Here is a 14,608-nt window from a genome sequence, read left to right on the forward strand (position 1 = left end):
CGTCGTGCGCCTCCCCCGTCCCCGCACCGCGGCCGCCGTCGTCGCGCTGCTGCTGGCCGCCACCGCCTGCGGCTCCTCCGGCTCCGGCTCGTCCACCGGGCTCAACCCGCCCGACCTCAAGCCCCTCGCCGATCTCGGCAAGAGCGAAGGCGAGGTCAACCTGATCGCCTGGGCCGGCTATGTCGAGGACGGCTCCGACGACCCCAAGGTGGACTGGGTCACCGACTTCGAGAAGCAGACCGGCTGCCAGGTCAACTCCAAGGTCGCCGCCAGCTCCGACGAGATGGTCAAGCTGATGAAGACCGGCCAGTACGACGCCGTCTCCGCCTCCGGCGACGCCTCCCTGCGCCTGATCGCCTCCGGCGACGCGGCCCCCGTCAACACCAAGCTCGTACCGAACTACAAGGATGTCTTCAGCGGTCTGAAGAACGGCGCCTGGAACTCGGTCAAGGGCCAGATGTACGGCATCCCGCACGGCCGCGGCGCCAACCTGCTGATGTACAACACCCAGAAGGTCAGCCCCGCGCCCACCTCCTGGTCGGCCGTCTTCGACGACGCCGGCACGTACAAGGGCCATGTCACCGCCTACGACTCGCCGATCTACATCGCCGACGCGGCCCTGTATCTCAAGGCCACCAAGCCGGAGTTGAAGATCAAGGACCCCTACGCGCTCGACCAGAAGCAGTTCGACGCGGCCGTCGCCCTGCTGAAGAAGCAGAACGCGGACATCGGCGAGTACTGGAGCGACTACCTCAAGGAGATCTCCGCCTTCAAGAGCGGCGACTCCGTGATCGGCACCAGCTGGCAGGTCATCGCCAACCTGGCCGCCGACGAGGGCGCCAAGGTGAAGGCATTCGTGCCCGCGGAGGGTTCGACCGGCTGGTCCGACACCTGGATGGTCTCCGCCAAGGCCAAGCACCCCACCTGCGCCTACAAATGGCTCGACTGGATCGTCTCCCCGAAGGTCAACGCCGAGGTCGCCGAGTACTTCGGCGAGGCCCCGGCCAACGCCAAGGCCTGCGACCTGACCAGCGACAAGAACTTCTGCGCGACCTACCACGCGGCCGACGAGAGCTACTGGAAGAACATCGCCTTCTGGAACACGCCCATCGAGCAGTGCCTGGACGGCCGCACCGACGTCAAGTGCGTGCCGTACGCGAAGTGGGTGCAGGCCTGGACCGAGATCAAGGGCTGATCCATGGCCCTGCTCACCCGGACCGCGGGGGCGCTGCACCGGCGCCCCCGGCTCCGCCTCGCCCTGCTGCTGACCGCCCCGCTGCTGTGGCTGGCCGTGCTCTACCTGGGCTCGCTGGCCGTGCTGTTCGTCTCCGCGTTCTGGACGACGGACTCCTTCACCTCCGAGGTGGTGAAGGTCTGGTCGACCGACAACTTCCACGAGCTGTTCACGACACCGGTGTTCCGGCAGGTGATCCTGCGCAGCGTCGGCGTCGCCCTCGCGGTGACCGTCCTGTGCGCGGTGATCGCCTTCCCGGTCGCCTTCTACACCGCCCGGGTGGCCAGGCCGAGCCGGCGGCCGCTGCTCGTGGTCGCCATCCTCACGCCGCTGTGGGCGAGTTACCTGGTCAAGGTGTACGCCTGGCGGCTGATCCTGTCCGAGGGCGGGCTCGCCGACTGGCTGCTGAAGCCCCTCGGGCTGAGCGGACCCGGCTTCGGGCTGCCGGCCACCGTGCTCACCCTGACCTATCTGTGGCTGCCGTACATGATCCTGCCGATCCACACCGCGCTGGAGCAGCTGCCCGACAACCTGCTGGACGCCTCCGCGGACCTCGGCGCCCGCGCCGGGCGGACCTTCCGTTCCGTGGTGCTGCCGATGGTGCTGCCGTCGGTCGCCGCCGGATCGGTGTTCACCTTCTCGCTCAGCCTCGGCGACTACATCACCGTGCAGATCGTCGGCGGCAAGTCCCAGCTCATCGGCAACCTCGTCTACGCCAACATCGAACTCAACCTGCCCATGGCCGCAGCCCTCGCCACCGTCCCGGTCGTCGTCATCGTGCTGTACCTGCTCGCGATGCGCCGCACGGGCGCGCTGAGCAGCCTGTAGAGGAGCCCGCCGTGCAACTCTCCCGTTCCGCGCGGATCGCGGTGCGTGTCGCCGCCGGGTTCGGCTTCGCGGTGATCTACGTGCCGTTGCTGCTGGTCCTCGTCAACTCCCTGAACCCGGACCGCAGCGCGAGCTGGCCGCCGCCAGGCCTGACCACCCGCTGGTGGTCGGTCGCCTGGCACAGCCTGGGCGCCCGCGAGGCCCTGTGGACCTCGGTGAAGGCCGGGCTCGGTGCCACCGCGATCGCCCTGGTGCTCGGCACGCTCATCGCCTTCGCGGTCGCCCGGTACCGCTTCTTCGGCCGGGACGCCCTGTCCTTCGTGGTCGTCCTGCCGATCGCCCTGCCCGGCATCGTCACCGGCATCGCCCTCAACTCGGCCTTCAGCACGGTCCTCGAGCCGCTCGGTGTCGGACTCGGCCTGTTCACCGTGGTCGTCGGACACGCCACCTTCTGTGTGGTGATCGTCTTCAACAACGTCGTCGCCCGGCTGCGCCGCACCTCCGGCACCTATGAGGAGGCGGCGGCCGACCTGGGCGCCGACACCTTCCGGGCCTTCGCCGACGTCACCTTCCCGCTGGTGCGCTCGGCGCTGCTCGCGGGCGGACTGCTCGCCTTCGCGCTCTCCTTCGACGAGATCGTGGTCACCACCTTCACCGCGGGACCGGGCGTCCAGACCCTGCCGCTGTGGATCTACGACAACATGACCCGCCCCCAGCAGGCACCGGTGGTGAACGTGGTGGCGGCCGTGCTCGTACTGCTGTCGGTGGTCCCCATCTACGTCGCCCAGCGGCTGTCGGCGGACACGGCCACCGGCAGCCGCGTCTGACCCTGGCTCCCAGGCTTACGCAAACTGCTTGCGTAAATTGCGCTACGCTTGCGCCCATGACGCGACGACTTGCGGAAGTGGCCAAGAAGGTCGGGGTCAGCGAGGCCACGGTCAGCCGGGTACTCAACGGCAAACCCGGGGTCTCCGAGGCCACCCGGCAGGCGGTGCTCTCGGCCCTGGACGTCCTCGGCTACGAGCGCCCCACCCAGCTGCGCGGCGAGCGCGCCCGGCTCGTCGGCCTGGTCCTGCCCGAGCTGCAGAACCCCATCTTCCCGGCCTTCGCCGAGGTCATCGGCGGCGCGCTCGCCCAGCTCGGGCTCACCCCCGTGCTGTGCACCCAGACCAAGGGCGGGGTCTCCGAGGCGGACTACGTGGAGCTGCTGCTGCAACAGCAGGTCTCCGGAGTCGTGTTCGCCGGCGGTCTTTTCGCGCAGGCCGACGCGCCGCACGACCACTACCGGCTGCTCGCCGACCGCAACATCCCGGTGGTGCTGATCAACGCGGCCATCGACCATCTCGGCTTCCCCGGCGTGTCCTGCGACGACGCCGTGGCGGTGGAACAGGCCTGGCGACACCTCGCCTCCCTCGGCCACGAGCGGATCGGACTCGTCCTCGGCCCCGCCGACCACATGCCGTCGGCCCGCAAGCTGGCCGCCGCGCGCGCCATGGGCGACCTCCCGGATGCGAACGTGGCCCGGGCCATGTTCTCGATCGAGGGCGGTCACGCGGCCGCCACGCGCCTCATCGACCAGGGGGTCACCGGCATCATCTGCGCCAGCGACCCGCTGGCGCTGGGGGCGATCAGGGCGGCCCGCCGCAAGGGCCTGGACGTCCCGTCCCGCGTCTCGGTCGTCGGCTACGACGACTCCGCGTTCATGAACTGCACCGAACCCCCGCTGACCACCGTCCGCCAGCCCATCGAGGCCATGGGCCGGGCGGCCGTCGAACTGCTGAACGTACAGATCGGCGGCACCGCCGTACCGCCGGAGGAGCTGCTGTTCGAGCCGGAGCTCGTGGTCCGCGGCTCGACAGCGCAAGCGCCCCGGATCTGAGATGCAGCACATCCAATTTGCTGTCGAATAATTACAGATTCTGCGCGACATCTTGCGGACTCCTGTCGCCGGTGCTTGAGTGTGCGGCGCCCACCGGTCCCGGTGCGGCGCCCACTGCTCCTGTTCTGGGGGGTCCACCGATGTCCAGCACCGGGTTCCGCCGTGCTCTCGTCGCGATAGGTGTCTGTTCGTCCCTAGCGCTCTCGGCCTCGGCCTGCGGGTCGGGCGACGACGACGCGGGGAGCGGCAAGACGCGCATCACCGTCAACTGCGAGCCGCCGAAGAGCGCCAAGGTCGACCGCTCGTTCTTCGACCAGGACATCGCCGACTTCGAGAAGAAGAACCCGGACATCGACGTCGTCGCGCACGACGCGTTCCCCTGCCAGGACCCGAAGACCTTCGACGCCAAGCTGGCCGGCGGCCAGATGGAGGACGTCTTCTACACCTACTTCACCGACGCCAAGCACGTCGTCGACATCAACCAGGCCGCCGACCTGACGCCGTACCTCAAGGACCTGAAGAGCTACGACACCATCCAGAAGCAGCTGCGGGACATCTACACCGTGGACGGCAAGGTCTACGGCATCCCGCGCACCGGGTACAGCATGGGTCTGATCTACAACCGCGCGCTCTTCCAGAGGGCCGGTCTCGACCCCGACAAGCCGCCGGCGACCTGGGAAGAGGTCCGCGCCGACGCCAAGAAGATCGCCGCCCTCGGCAACGGCACCGTCGGATACGCCGACTACAGTGCGCAGAACCAGGGCGGCTGGCACTTCACCGCCGAGCTGTACTCGCAGGGCGGTGACGTCGTCTCCGCCGACGGCAAGACGGCGACCGTCGACACCCCCCAGGGCCACGCGGTCCTGCAGAACCTGCACGACATGCGCTGGACCGACAACACCATGGGCAGCAAGCAGTTGCTGATCCTCAACGACGTGCAGCAGATGATGGGTTCGGGCAAGCTCGGCATGTACCTCTCCGCCCCCGACAACATCCCGATCCTGGTCAAAGAGAAGGGCGGCAACTACAAGGACCTCGCCCTCGCCCCGATGCCCGGCGGCCAGGGCACCCTCATCGGCGGCGACGGCTACATGTTCAACAAGAAGGACACCCCGGAGCAGATCCGGGCCGGCCTCAAGTGGCTCGACTCCATGTTCCTCACCCCCGGTGACGGCTTCCTCGGCGACTACGCCCGCGCCAAGAAGAACAACGCACCCGTGGGCCTGCCCGAGCCGCGCCTGTTCACCGGCGCCGCCGACGCCAAGGACCAGCAGGTCAAGAAGGCCAACGCCAACGTCCCGGTGGAGAACTACCAGGCCTTCCTGGACGGCAACCAGTCCCTCCAGATGAAGATCGAGCCGCCCAACGCCCAGCAGATCTACTCCGTCCTCGACGGCGCCGTCTCCGCCGTCCTCACCAAGAAGGACGCCGACATCGACCAGCTCCTCAAGGACGCCAACGAGAAGATCGACGGCATCCTGGCGCGGAGCTGACCGCGATGACCAAGACGGCCGAGCACCGACCCGCCCCGGCGGCGGTCGGCGCCCGACAGGCCCCGGCGCCGTCCCCGGCAGGGGACCGGAGGCGGCGCCGGATCCTCGACCAGGCCCGTGCCTACGGGTTCCTGCTCGGCGGACTGATCTGCTTCGCCCTGTTCTCCTGGTACCCGGCGATCCGCGCGGTCGTGATCGCCTTCCAGAAGTACACGCCCGGCTCGTCCCCGGAATGGGTCGGCACCGCCAACTTCACCCGGGTCCTGCACGATCCCGAGTTCTCGGCGGCCTGGCGCAACACCCTCACCTTCACGCTGCTCGCGCTGCTGATCGGCTTCGCGATCCCGTTCGTCCTCGCCCTGGTCCTCAACGAGCTGCGGCACGCGAAGGCGTTCTTCCGGGTCGTGGTCTACCTGCCGGTGATGATCCCGCCGGTGGTCAGCGCCCTGCTGTGGAAGTGGTTCTACGACCCGGGAGCCGGCCTCGCCAACGAGACCCTGAGCTTCCTCCACCTGCCCACCTCGAACTGGTCCAACGGCGCCGACACCGCGCTCGTCTCCCTGGTCATCGTGGCCACCTGGGCGAACATGGGCGGCACCGTCCTGATCTACCTGGCCGCCCTCCAGTCCATCCCCGGCGAGCTGTACGAGGCCGCCGAACTCGACGGCGCCAATCTCCTCCAGCGCGTCCGGCATGTGACGATCCCTCAGACCCGGTTCGTCATCCTCATGCTGATGCTCCTTCAGATCATCGCCACCATGCAGGTGTTCACCGAACCGTTCGTCATCACGGGGGGCGGCCCGGAGAACGCCACGGTCACCGTGCTCTACCTCATCTACAAGTACGCGTTCCTCTACAACGACTTCGGCGGCGCCTGCGCCCTCAGCGTCATGCTCCTGGTGCTGCTCGGTGTCTTCTCCGCCGTCTACCTGCGGCTGACCCGCTCCGGGGAGGACGGATGAGCAGCGCCACCCGCACCCTGATCTCGCCGGCGACCCTGGCCCGCCCGCGCGGGAAGGCGGTCTACTGGACCGTCTTCACCGGAGTCGTCCTGCTCTTCGCGCTCGCCTTCCTGTTCCCCGTGTACTGGATGGTGACCGGCGCGATGAAGTCCCCGGACGAGGTCACCCAGACCCCGCCCACCCTCATCCCCAAGCACTGGCACCTCACCGGGTACACCGACGCCTGGGACCTGATGCAGCTGCCCCAGCACCTGTGGAACACGGTGGTGCAGGCGGCCGGCGCCTGGGCCTTCCAGCTGGTGTTCTGCACGGCCGCCGCCTACGCCCTGTCGAAGCTCAAGCCGGCCTTCGGCAACGTGGTCCTCGGCGGGATCCTGGCCACCCTGATGGTCCCGGCCCAGGCCCTGGTCGTCCCCAAGTACCTGACCGTGGCCGACCTGCCGTTCATCCACACCAGCCTGCTGAACGACCCGCTCGGCATCTGGCTCCCGGCCGTCGCCAACGCCTTCAACCTCTATCTCCTCAAGCGGTTCTTCGACCAACTGCCGCGCGATGTGCTGGAGGCCGCCGAGATCGACGGCGCCGGCAAGCTGCGCATCCTGTGGTCGGTGGTGCTGCCCATGTCCCGCCCGGTGCTCGGGGTGGTGTCGATCTTCGCCCTGGTCGCGGTGTGGCAGGACTTCCTGTGGCCGCTGATGGTCTTCTCGGACACCGACAAGCAGCCCATCAGCGTGGCCCTGGTCCAGCTGTCGCAGAACATCCAGCTCACCGTGCTCATCGCCGCGATGGTGATCGCCAGCATCCCGATGGTCGCGCTGTTCCTCGTCTTCCAGCGGCACATCATCGCCGGGATCAGCGCGGGCAGCACCAAGGGCTGACGCCCTTCCTCCGACAGAAAGGCACGCACAGTGGGACAGCCCAGCCATGCCCCGAAGGACCTCGACTGGTGGCGTTCCGCCGTCATCTACCAGGTGTACGTCCGCAGCTTCGCGGACGGCGACGGCGACGGCACCGGCGACCTCGCGGGCGTCCGCGCCAAGCTGCCGTACCTCGCCGGCCTGGGCGTGGACGCCCTGTGGTTCAACCCCTGGTACCTGTCACCGCTGAAGGACGGCGGCTACGACGTCGCCGACTACCGGGCCATCGACCCGGCGTTCGGCACCCTCGCCGAGGCCGAGAAGCTCATCGCCGAGGCGGGGGAGCTGGGCATCCGGACGATCGTCGACATCGTCCCCAACCACGTCTCCGACCAGCACCCCTGGTTCCGGGCGGCGTTGGCGGCCGGGCCCGGCAGCCCCGAGCGCGAGCTGTTCCACTTCCGCCCGGGGCGGGGCGCGCACGGCGAGCTCCCGCCCAACGACTGGCCGTCGCAGTTCGTCGGCTCCACCGAACCGGTCTGGACCCGGCTGCCCGACGGCGACTGGTACCTGCACCTGTTCACCCCCGAACAGCCCGACCTCAACTGGGCCCACCCGGCCGTCCGCCAGGAGCACGAGGACATCCTGCGGTTCTGGTTCGAGCGGGGCGTCGCCGGCGTCCGTATCGACTCCGCCGCTCTGCTCGCCAAGGACCCGGACCTGCCCGACCTGGCCACGGATCCGCAGCCGCACCCCTTCGTCGACCGCGACGACCTCCATGACATCTACCGCTCGTGGCGCGCGGTCGCCGACGCCTACGACGGGGTCTTCGTCGGCGAGGTCTGGCTCCCGGACGCCGAGCGCTTCGCCCGCTACCTGCGCCCCGACGAACTGCACACCGCCTTCAACTTCTCCTTCCTGTCCTGCCCCTGGGACGCGAACCGGCTGCGGACGTCGATCGACACCACCCTCGCCGAGCACGCCCCGGTCGGCGCGCCCGCCACCTGGGTGCTGTGCAACCACGACGTCACCCGCACGGTCACCCGCTACGGCCGCGAGGACACCGCCTTCGACTTCGCGACCAAGGCCTTCGGCACCCCCACCGACCTGGAGCTGGGCACCCGCAGGGCCCGCGCGGCAGCCCTGCTGTCCCTGGCGCTGCCCGGCGCGGTGTACGTGTACCAGGGGGAGGAGCTGGGGCTGCCCGAGGCCGAGATCCCGGCGGACCGCATCGAGGACCCGATGTACTTCCGGTCGGACGGCACCGACCCCGGCCGGGACGGCTGCCGGGTGCCGATGCCCTGGGCCGCCGGTCTGCCCTACGCGGGGTTCGGTTCGCGCGAGGAGCCGTGGCTGCCGCAGCCGGCCGGCTGGGCCGCGTACGCGGCCGACCGCCAGCAGGACGACGGCGACTCCATGCTCAGCCTCTACCGCCGGGCCATCGCCGCCCGCCCGCTCTTCGGGGCCGGCCCGCTGACCTGGCTGCCCGCTCCCGAGGGGGTCCTCGCCTTCACCCGCGCCGAGGGACTGATCTGTGTGGTCAACCTCGCGCCCGACCCCGTCGAACTCCCCGCCCACACCCAACTTCTCCTCACCAGCGGCCCGTTGGACGGCACCGGCCGTCTGCCGCAGGACACGGCGGCCTGGTTGATGAGCTGAGCCGCCGGTACCGCTCGCGCTATTCCCCTCCCCCCACCCCGAAGGGATCAGCAGATGCAGCGCACCACAGCCAGAGCTGTCAGGAGCATGCCAGCGGTGGCGGCCGCTGTCGCCCTCGCCGCCGGCATGCTCGTCGCCGTCGCGCCCGCCGCCCACGCGGCCGCGGGCGCGAGCCTGCCCTTCACCTCGGTCGAGGCGGAGGCGGCGACCACCACCGGCAGCAAGATCGGCCCCGACTACACCCAGGGCACCCTCGCCTCCGAGGTCTCCGGCCGCCAGGCCGTGCGGCTGACCTCCGGGCAGCGCGTCGAGTTCACCGCGCCCCAGGCGTCCAACGCCGTGAACGTCTCCTACAGCGTCCCCGACGGCCAGTCCGGCACGCTGAACGTGTACGTCAACGGGGTCAAGCTGGCGAAGACCCTGACCGTCACCGCCAAGTACTCCTACGTCGACACCGGCTGGATCGCGGGCGCCAAGCAGCACCACTTCTTCGACAACGCACGCCTGCTGCTCGGCCAGAACGTCCAGGCCGGCGACAAGGTCGCCTTCGAGTCCACCGGCACCCAGGTCACCGTCGACGTCGCCGACTTCGAGCAGGTCGCCGCGGCCGCCGCACAGCCCGCCGGATCGGTCTCCGTCACCTCCAAGGGCGCCGACCCCAGCGGCAACGGCGACTCCACCCAGGCCTTCCGGGACGCCATCGCGGCCGCCCAGGGCGGGACGGTGTGGATCCCGCCGGGCGACTACAGGCTCACGTCCTCCCTGAGCGGCGTGCAGAACGTCACCCTCCAGGGCGCCGGCAGCTGGTACTCGGTCGTGCACACCTCGCGGTTCATCGACCAGTCCAGCTCCTCCGGGAACGTCCACATCAACAACTTCGCGGTGATCGGCGAGGTCACCGAACGTGTCGACTCCAACCCGGACAACTTCGTCAACGGGTCGCTGGGGCCGAACAGTTCGGTCTCCGGGATGTGGATCCAGCACCTCAAGTGCGGGTTCTGGCTGATGGGCAACAACGACAACCTGGTCGTCGAGAACAACCGCATCCTCGACACCACCGCCGACGGCCTCAACCTCAACGGCACCGCCCACGGCGTCCAGGTCCGCAACAACTTCCTGCGCAACCAGGGCGACGACTCCCTGGCCATGTGGTCGCTGTACTCGCCCGACACCAACTCCAGCTTCACCAGCAACACCATCTCCCAGCCGAACCTGGCCAACGGCATCGCCATCTACGGCGGCACCGACATCGCCGTGCGGAACAACCTGATCTCCGACACCAACGCGCTGGGCAGCGGCATTGCCATTTCCAACCAGAAGTTCGCTGACCCGTTCTCACCGCTGTCCGGGACGATCACCGTCGACGGCAACACGCTGGTCCGCGCGGGCGCGATCAACCCCAACTGGAACCACCCGATGGGCGCGCTGCGCGTCGACTCCTACGACAGCGCCATCAACGCCACCGTCAACATCACCAACACCACGATCACCGACAGCCCGTACAGCGCCTTCGAGTTCGTCTCCGGCGGTGGGCAGGGGTACGCGGTCAGGAACGTCAACGTGACCGGTGCGACCGTGCGGAACACCGGGACGGTCGTGGTGCAGGCCGAGGCGCAGGGCACCGCCGCCTTCCGCAACGTCACCGCCACCGGCGTGGGCGCGGCCGGCATCTACAACTGCCCCTACCCGGCGAGCTCCGGCTCCTTCGCGCTCACCGACGGCGGCGGCAACTCGGGCTGGTCCAGCACCTGGTCGGACTGCTCGACCTGGCCGCAGCCGGGGCAGAGCAACCCCGACCCCGACCCGAGCCGCAACCTCGCCAAGGGCCGCCCGGCCACCGCCACCGGCTCCCAGGACGTCTACACACCCGGCAAGGCGGTCGACGGCGACGCCAACAGCTACTGGGAGTCCGCCAACAACGCCTTCCCGCAGTCGCTGACCGTCGACCTCGGCTCCGCCTACGCGGCCCGCCGGCTGGTGCTGAAGCTGCCGCCGTCCTCGGCCTGGGGCGCGCGCACCGAGACCGTCACCGTGCTGGGCAGCACCGACGGCTCGAACTACTCGACCGTGGTGGGCTCCACCGGGTACCGGTTCGACCCGGCCACCGGCAACACCGTCACCGTCGCCCTGCCCGGCAGCACCAACCTGCGTTATCTGCGGCTGACCGTCACCGCCAACAACGCCTGGCCTGCCGGGCAGTTCAGCGAGGTGGAGGCGTATCTGACGGCGTGACCTCCGCCGCCCGGGGAGTCCCGCGTTTCGCCGCCTGGATCTGCTCGTACACATGGGTGCGCAGCTCGGCGAAGCGCGGGGCGACCCGGGTGTGCAACTGGTCGCGCCGGTCCGGCAGGTCGACCTTCAGCTGTTCCTGGACGACGGTCGGCGAGGCGGACAGGACGATCACCCGCTGGCCCAGGTAGACCGCCTCGTCGATGTCGTGGGTGACGAACAGGATCGTGATGCCGCGTTCCTGCCACAGACCCCGGACCAGATCCTCCAGATCGGCCCGGGTCTGGGCGTCGACGGCGGCGAACGGCTCGTCCATCAGCAGGACCCGGGGTTCGTAGGCCAGGGCCCGCGCGATCGCGACCCGCTGCTGCATACCGCCGGAGAGCTGCCAGGGATAGGCGCCGGCGGCATCCGCGAGGCCGACCGAGCGCAGCGCGTCGGAGACCAGCTCCCTGCGCCGCTCCCGCGGCAACCGCTTCTGCTTCAGCGGGAGTTCGACGTTGTCGGCGACCCGCATCCAGGGGAACAGGCTGCGACCGTACTCCTGGAAGACGAACGCCATCCCGGGCGGCGGCCCGGTCACCTTCCGTCCCTCCAGGAGGACTTCGCCGCCGGTCGGGGTGAGCAGGCCGCCCATGCACTTGAGCAGGGTGGTCTTGCCGCAGCCCGACGGGCCGACGAGACAGACGAGTTCGCCCGCCTCCACGGTGAAGGTGAGGTCCCGCACCGCCTCGATGCGGCGGCCGGATCCGTCGTAGACCTTCTGCAGGCCGCGTACGTCGAGCATGGACCGCCCCTTCACGATGTTCACTCAGGACCGCCGGGTTGTCGCGCGCAGCCCGTGGTACCAGCCGAGCACCCGTCGCTCGACCACCTGGAAGACCACCGACAGCGCGAAGCCGAGCAGGCCCAGCACCAGGATCCCGGTCCACATGTCGGGGATCGCGAAGCTGCGCTGGAACTGCACGATGGTGAAGCCGAGCCCGTTGCTGGCCGCGGACATCTCGCTGATGACCATCAGGATGATCCCGATCGACAGCGCCTGCCGCAGGCCCGCGAAGATCTGCGGGCTCGCCGAACGCAGTACCAGCGTACGCAGCCGGGTCACGCCCGTGATGCCGTAGGAGCGGGCCGTCTCCGTCATCACCGGGTCGACCGCCCGTACGCCCTCGACGGTGTTGAGCAGGATCGGCCAGACGCAGCCGCTGACGATCACCACGATCTTCATGGTGTCGCCGATGCCCGCGAACAGCATGATGACGGGGACGAGAACGGGCGGCGGCACCGCCCGCAGGAATTCGAGCACCGGCTCGCACACCGCCCGCACCCGCCGGTACGAGCCGACGACCGTTCCCAGGGCCACGCCCACGACGGCCGCCGTCGCGTACCCGGCGAGCAGCCGCAGCACACTGCGCAGCAGGTCGTCGCGGAGCCGCTGACCGGTCCAGACGTCCGGGAAGGTCTTGAGGATCGTGCGCAGTGGCGGCCAGAAGGGGTTCGTACTGCCGTCGGAGGCCACCCACCACAGCGCGACCAGCACCGCGGGCAGGGCCAGCACGTACACCGCGCCGAGCAGCAGCCGCCTCACACCGCCACCTCCCCGCGCACCGACTGGTGCCAGGCAAGCGCCCGCCGCTCCACCGACCGGGCGCCCACGTTGATGAGCAGCCCCAGCAGCCCGGTGACCACGATCAGGGCGTACATGTCCGGCACCGCCTGCGAGGTCTGCGCCACGGCGATCTGCTGGCCCAACCCAGGTGCGCCGATGACCAGTTCGGCGGTGATGGTGAGGATCAGCGCGACCGCGGCGGCCAGCCGGACGCCGGTCATGACGTACGGCAGCGCGGTCGGCCACAGCACATGGCGGACCCGGGCCCAGGTACCGAGTCCGTACGACCGTGCCGTCTCCTCCGCGACCGGGTCGACGTCCTGGACGCCGTACATCACCTGGACCAGGACCTGCCAGAAGGAGGCGTAGACGACGAGCAGCAGGACCGAGCGGAGTTCCGTGCCGTAGAGCAGGATGGCGAGCGGGATCAGGGCGACCGAGGGGATCGGGCGGAGGAACTCGACCGTGGAGGCGGTGGCCTCGCGCAGGTGCGGGACGACCGAGAGGACGACCCCCGCCACGATGCCGGCGCCGACCGCGATGGCCAGGCCCGCCGCCCAGCCGGTGAGGGTGTCGCCGAGCGCCGACCAGAAGGCCCCGTCGGCGAGTTCGGTACCGAGGGCGCGGGCGATCCGGCTGGTCGGCGGGAAGTAGTCCGCCTTGACCAGACCGAGCCGCGGCACCGCCTCGCCGAGGGCGAGGAAGGCCGCGAGCCCGGCCGCACCGAGTGCGGTGTTCAGCCCCTTCACTTCCTTCACGGCAGCAGCTTGTCCAGGTCGGGCGCCGTCTTGAAGAGGCCGTCCTGCTCGCTGAGCTTCTCCAGGGTGTCGATCGACGCACGGTTCGGGTCGGCGGGCCACTTCGGCAGGGTCACCGCGGCCAGCACGTCCGCGGGGGTCTTGGTGTAGGTGGTCACGATCCCCCGGACCTCGTCCGGGTGCGCGTCCGCGTAGGCCAGCGACTCGGCCGTGGCCTCCTGGAACCTCTTCACGACGTCCGGGTTCTTCTGCGCGTACGACGTCGAGGTGAAGTACATGGCCACGGTGAGGTTCTTCGCCACGTCGACCAACGGCGAGGCGATCTCGGTGGCGCCCTGGAGCTTCATGGTGGCGAGCGCCGGCTCGACCGCCATCGCCGCGTCGATCTGCCCCTTGTCGAGCGCGGCCGGCATCTGGTCGAAGGCCAGCTCGACGAAGCTCACCTTGCCGGGGTCGCCGCCCGCCTTGCGCACCGACTCGCGGACCGCGGTCTCGTTGATGTTCTTCAGCGTGTTGACGGCGACCTTCTTGCCCTCCAGCTGCTTCGCCGAGGTGATGCTGCTGCCCTTCTTCACGACGAGCCCGCCGAAGTCCTTGCCCGCCACGCCCGTCGAGGCCACGCCGTTCGCGATCGCCTGCACCGGCACGCTGTTGGACTGGGCGATCATCAGCGAGGTCATGTTGCTGAACCCGAACTGGAACTGACCGCTGGTCACACCCGGAACGATGGCCGCGCCGCCCTGCGCGAGCGTCATCGACAGTTTCAGGCCGCGCTTGCTGTAGAAGCCCTCCTTCTGCCCGAGGTAGAGGGGGGCCACGTCGACGATGGGGATGATGCCCACCTTGACGGTGGTGGTGCCGCCCGACGAGGGCGATGTGGACGACGAGCCCCCGGAGGAGCCGCAGGCCGCCGTGGTGAGCAGGATGGTGGCGGCCGCGAGACCGGCGAGCAGACGACGCATGGGCTCCTCCTGTGCAGACAACGGTGTTCCGACAGGGTGTGCGCTGTGCGCACAGTGGTGCTCGGATGGTGCTCAGCGGGAAGGTAGAACCGGCCGGACAACCCGGTCAATGGGTTCAGCTGACAAAATTGTTGACAG

General features: G+C 69.4%; 13 protein-coding genes. 9 read left to right on the forward strand and 4 right to left on the reverse strand.

Annotated features, from left to right (window positions below):
• Positions 1 to 4: 4 nt before the first annotated feature.
• The 9 genes from ACFWXC_RS07285 to ACFWXC_RS07325 all read left to right on the forward strand — a co-directional run bounded on the left by ACFWXC_RS07285 (position 5) and on the right by ACFWXC_RS07325 (position 11,144).
• Positions 5 to 1,195 carry an ABC transporter substrate-binding protein gene (locus ACFWXC_RS07285; protein WP_384474432.1) on the forward strand — a complete coding sequence of 397 codons (1,191 nt, stop codon included), beginning with the start codon at positions 5 to 7 and terminating at the stop codon, positions 1,193 to 1,195.
• 3 nt (positions 1,196 to 1,198) lie between these two features.
• Positions 1,199 to 2,062 carry an ABC transporter permease gene (locus ACFWXC_RS07290; protein ID WP_384474435.1) on the forward strand — a complete coding sequence of 288 codons (864 nt, stop codon included), beginning with the start codon at positions 1,199 to 1,201 and terminating at the stop codon, positions 2,060 to 2,062.
• Positions 2,063 to 2,073: 11 nt separating this feature from the next.
• Positions 2,074 to 2,889: an ABC transporter permease gene (locus ACFWXC_RS07295; protein WP_384474438.1), complete on the forward strand. Its 816-nt coding sequence runs from the start codon at positions 2,074 to 2,076 to the stop codon at positions 2,887 to 2,889.
• 56 nt (positions 2,890 to 2,945) lie between these two features.
• Entirely contained in the window at positions 2,946 to 3,941 is a 996-nt protein-coding gene (locus tag ACFWXC_RS07300) for a LacI family DNA-binding transcriptional regulator (RefSeq protein ID WP_384474441.1), read from the forward strand.
• 140 nt (positions 3,942 to 4,081) lie between these two features.
• Positions 4,082 to 5,434: an ABC transporter substrate-binding protein gene (locus tag ACFWXC_RS07305; RefSeq protein ID WP_384474444.1), complete on the forward strand. Its 1,353-nt coding sequence runs from the start codon at positions 4,082 to 4,084 to the stop codon at positions 5,432 to 5,434.
• A gap of 5 nt (positions 5,435 to 5,439) precedes the next feature.
• Positions 5,440 to 6,396: a carbohydrate ABC transporter permease gene (locus ACFWXC_RS07310; protein ID WP_384474447.1), complete on the forward strand. Its 957-nt coding sequence runs from the start codon at positions 5,440 to 5,442 to the stop codon at positions 6,394 to 6,396.
• Complete coding sequence (locus ACFWXC_RS07315; RefSeq protein ID WP_384474450.1) at positions 6,393 to 7,274, forward strand: carbohydrate ABC transporter permease; 882 nt, start codon at positions 6,393 to 6,395, stop codon at positions 7,272 to 7,274. Before ACFWXC_RS07310 ends, ACFWXC_RS07315 begins: the two co-directional genes overlap by 4 nt.
• A 30-nt stretch (positions 7,275 to 7,304) precedes the next feature.
• Positions 7,305 to 8,912 carry a glycoside hydrolase family 13 protein gene (locus ACFWXC_RS07320; protein ID WP_384474453.1) on the forward strand — a complete coding sequence of 536 codons (1,608 nt, stop codon included), beginning with the start codon at positions 7,305 to 7,307 and terminating at the stop codon, positions 8,910 to 8,912.
• Positions 8,913 to 8,999: 87 nt separating this feature from the next.
• Positions 9,000 to 11,144, forward strand: a complete 2,145-nt coding sequence (locus tag ACFWXC_RS07325; protein ID WP_384474456.1) for a discoidin domain-containing protein — start codon at positions 9,000 to 9,002, stop codon at positions 11,142 to 11,144.
• Here the strand turns inward: ACFWXC_RS07325 and ACFWXC_RS07330 are convergent.
• From ACFWXC_RS07330 to ACFWXC_RS07345, 4 genes are read right to left on the reverse strand one after another with little or no spacing between them, the layout of a single operon-like run.
• Entirely contained in the window at positions 11,113 to 11,928 is an 816-nt protein-coding gene (locus tag ACFWXC_RS07330; RefSeq protein WP_384474459.1) for an ABC transporter ATP-binding protein, read from the reverse strand. The genes ACFWXC_RS07325 and ACFWXC_RS07330 overlap by 32 nt on opposite strands.
• 24 nt (positions 11,929 to 11,952) lie before the next feature.
• The gene (locus ACFWXC_RS07335; protein ID WP_384474462.1) at positions 11,953 to 12,729 is read right to left on the reverse strand and encodes an ABC transporter permease; all 777 of its coding nucleotides are present in this window, start codon (positions 12,727 to 12,729) and stop codon (positions 11,953 to 11,955) included.
• A complete protein-coding gene (locus ACFWXC_RS07340) occupies positions 12,726 to 13,499 on the reverse strand; it encodes an ABC transporter permease (RefSeq protein ID WP_384474887.1) in 774 nt (257 codons plus the stop codon). The genes ACFWXC_RS07335 and ACFWXC_RS07340 overlap by 4 nt, the downstream gene beginning before the upstream one ends.
• A 5-nt stretch (positions 13,500 to 13,504) precedes the next feature.
• Entirely contained in the window at positions 13,505 to 14,470 is a 966-nt protein-coding gene (locus ACFWXC_RS07345) for an ABC transporter substrate-binding protein (RefSeq protein WP_384474464.1), read from the reverse strand.
• Between the last annotated feature and the right edge of the window lie 138 nt (positions 14,471 to 14,608).

It is taken from the genome of Streptomyces sp. NPDC058683, assembly GCF_042716195.1.
Classification (GTDB): domain Bacteria; phylum Actinomycetota; class Actinomycetes; order Streptomycetales; family Streptomycetaceae; genus Streptomyces.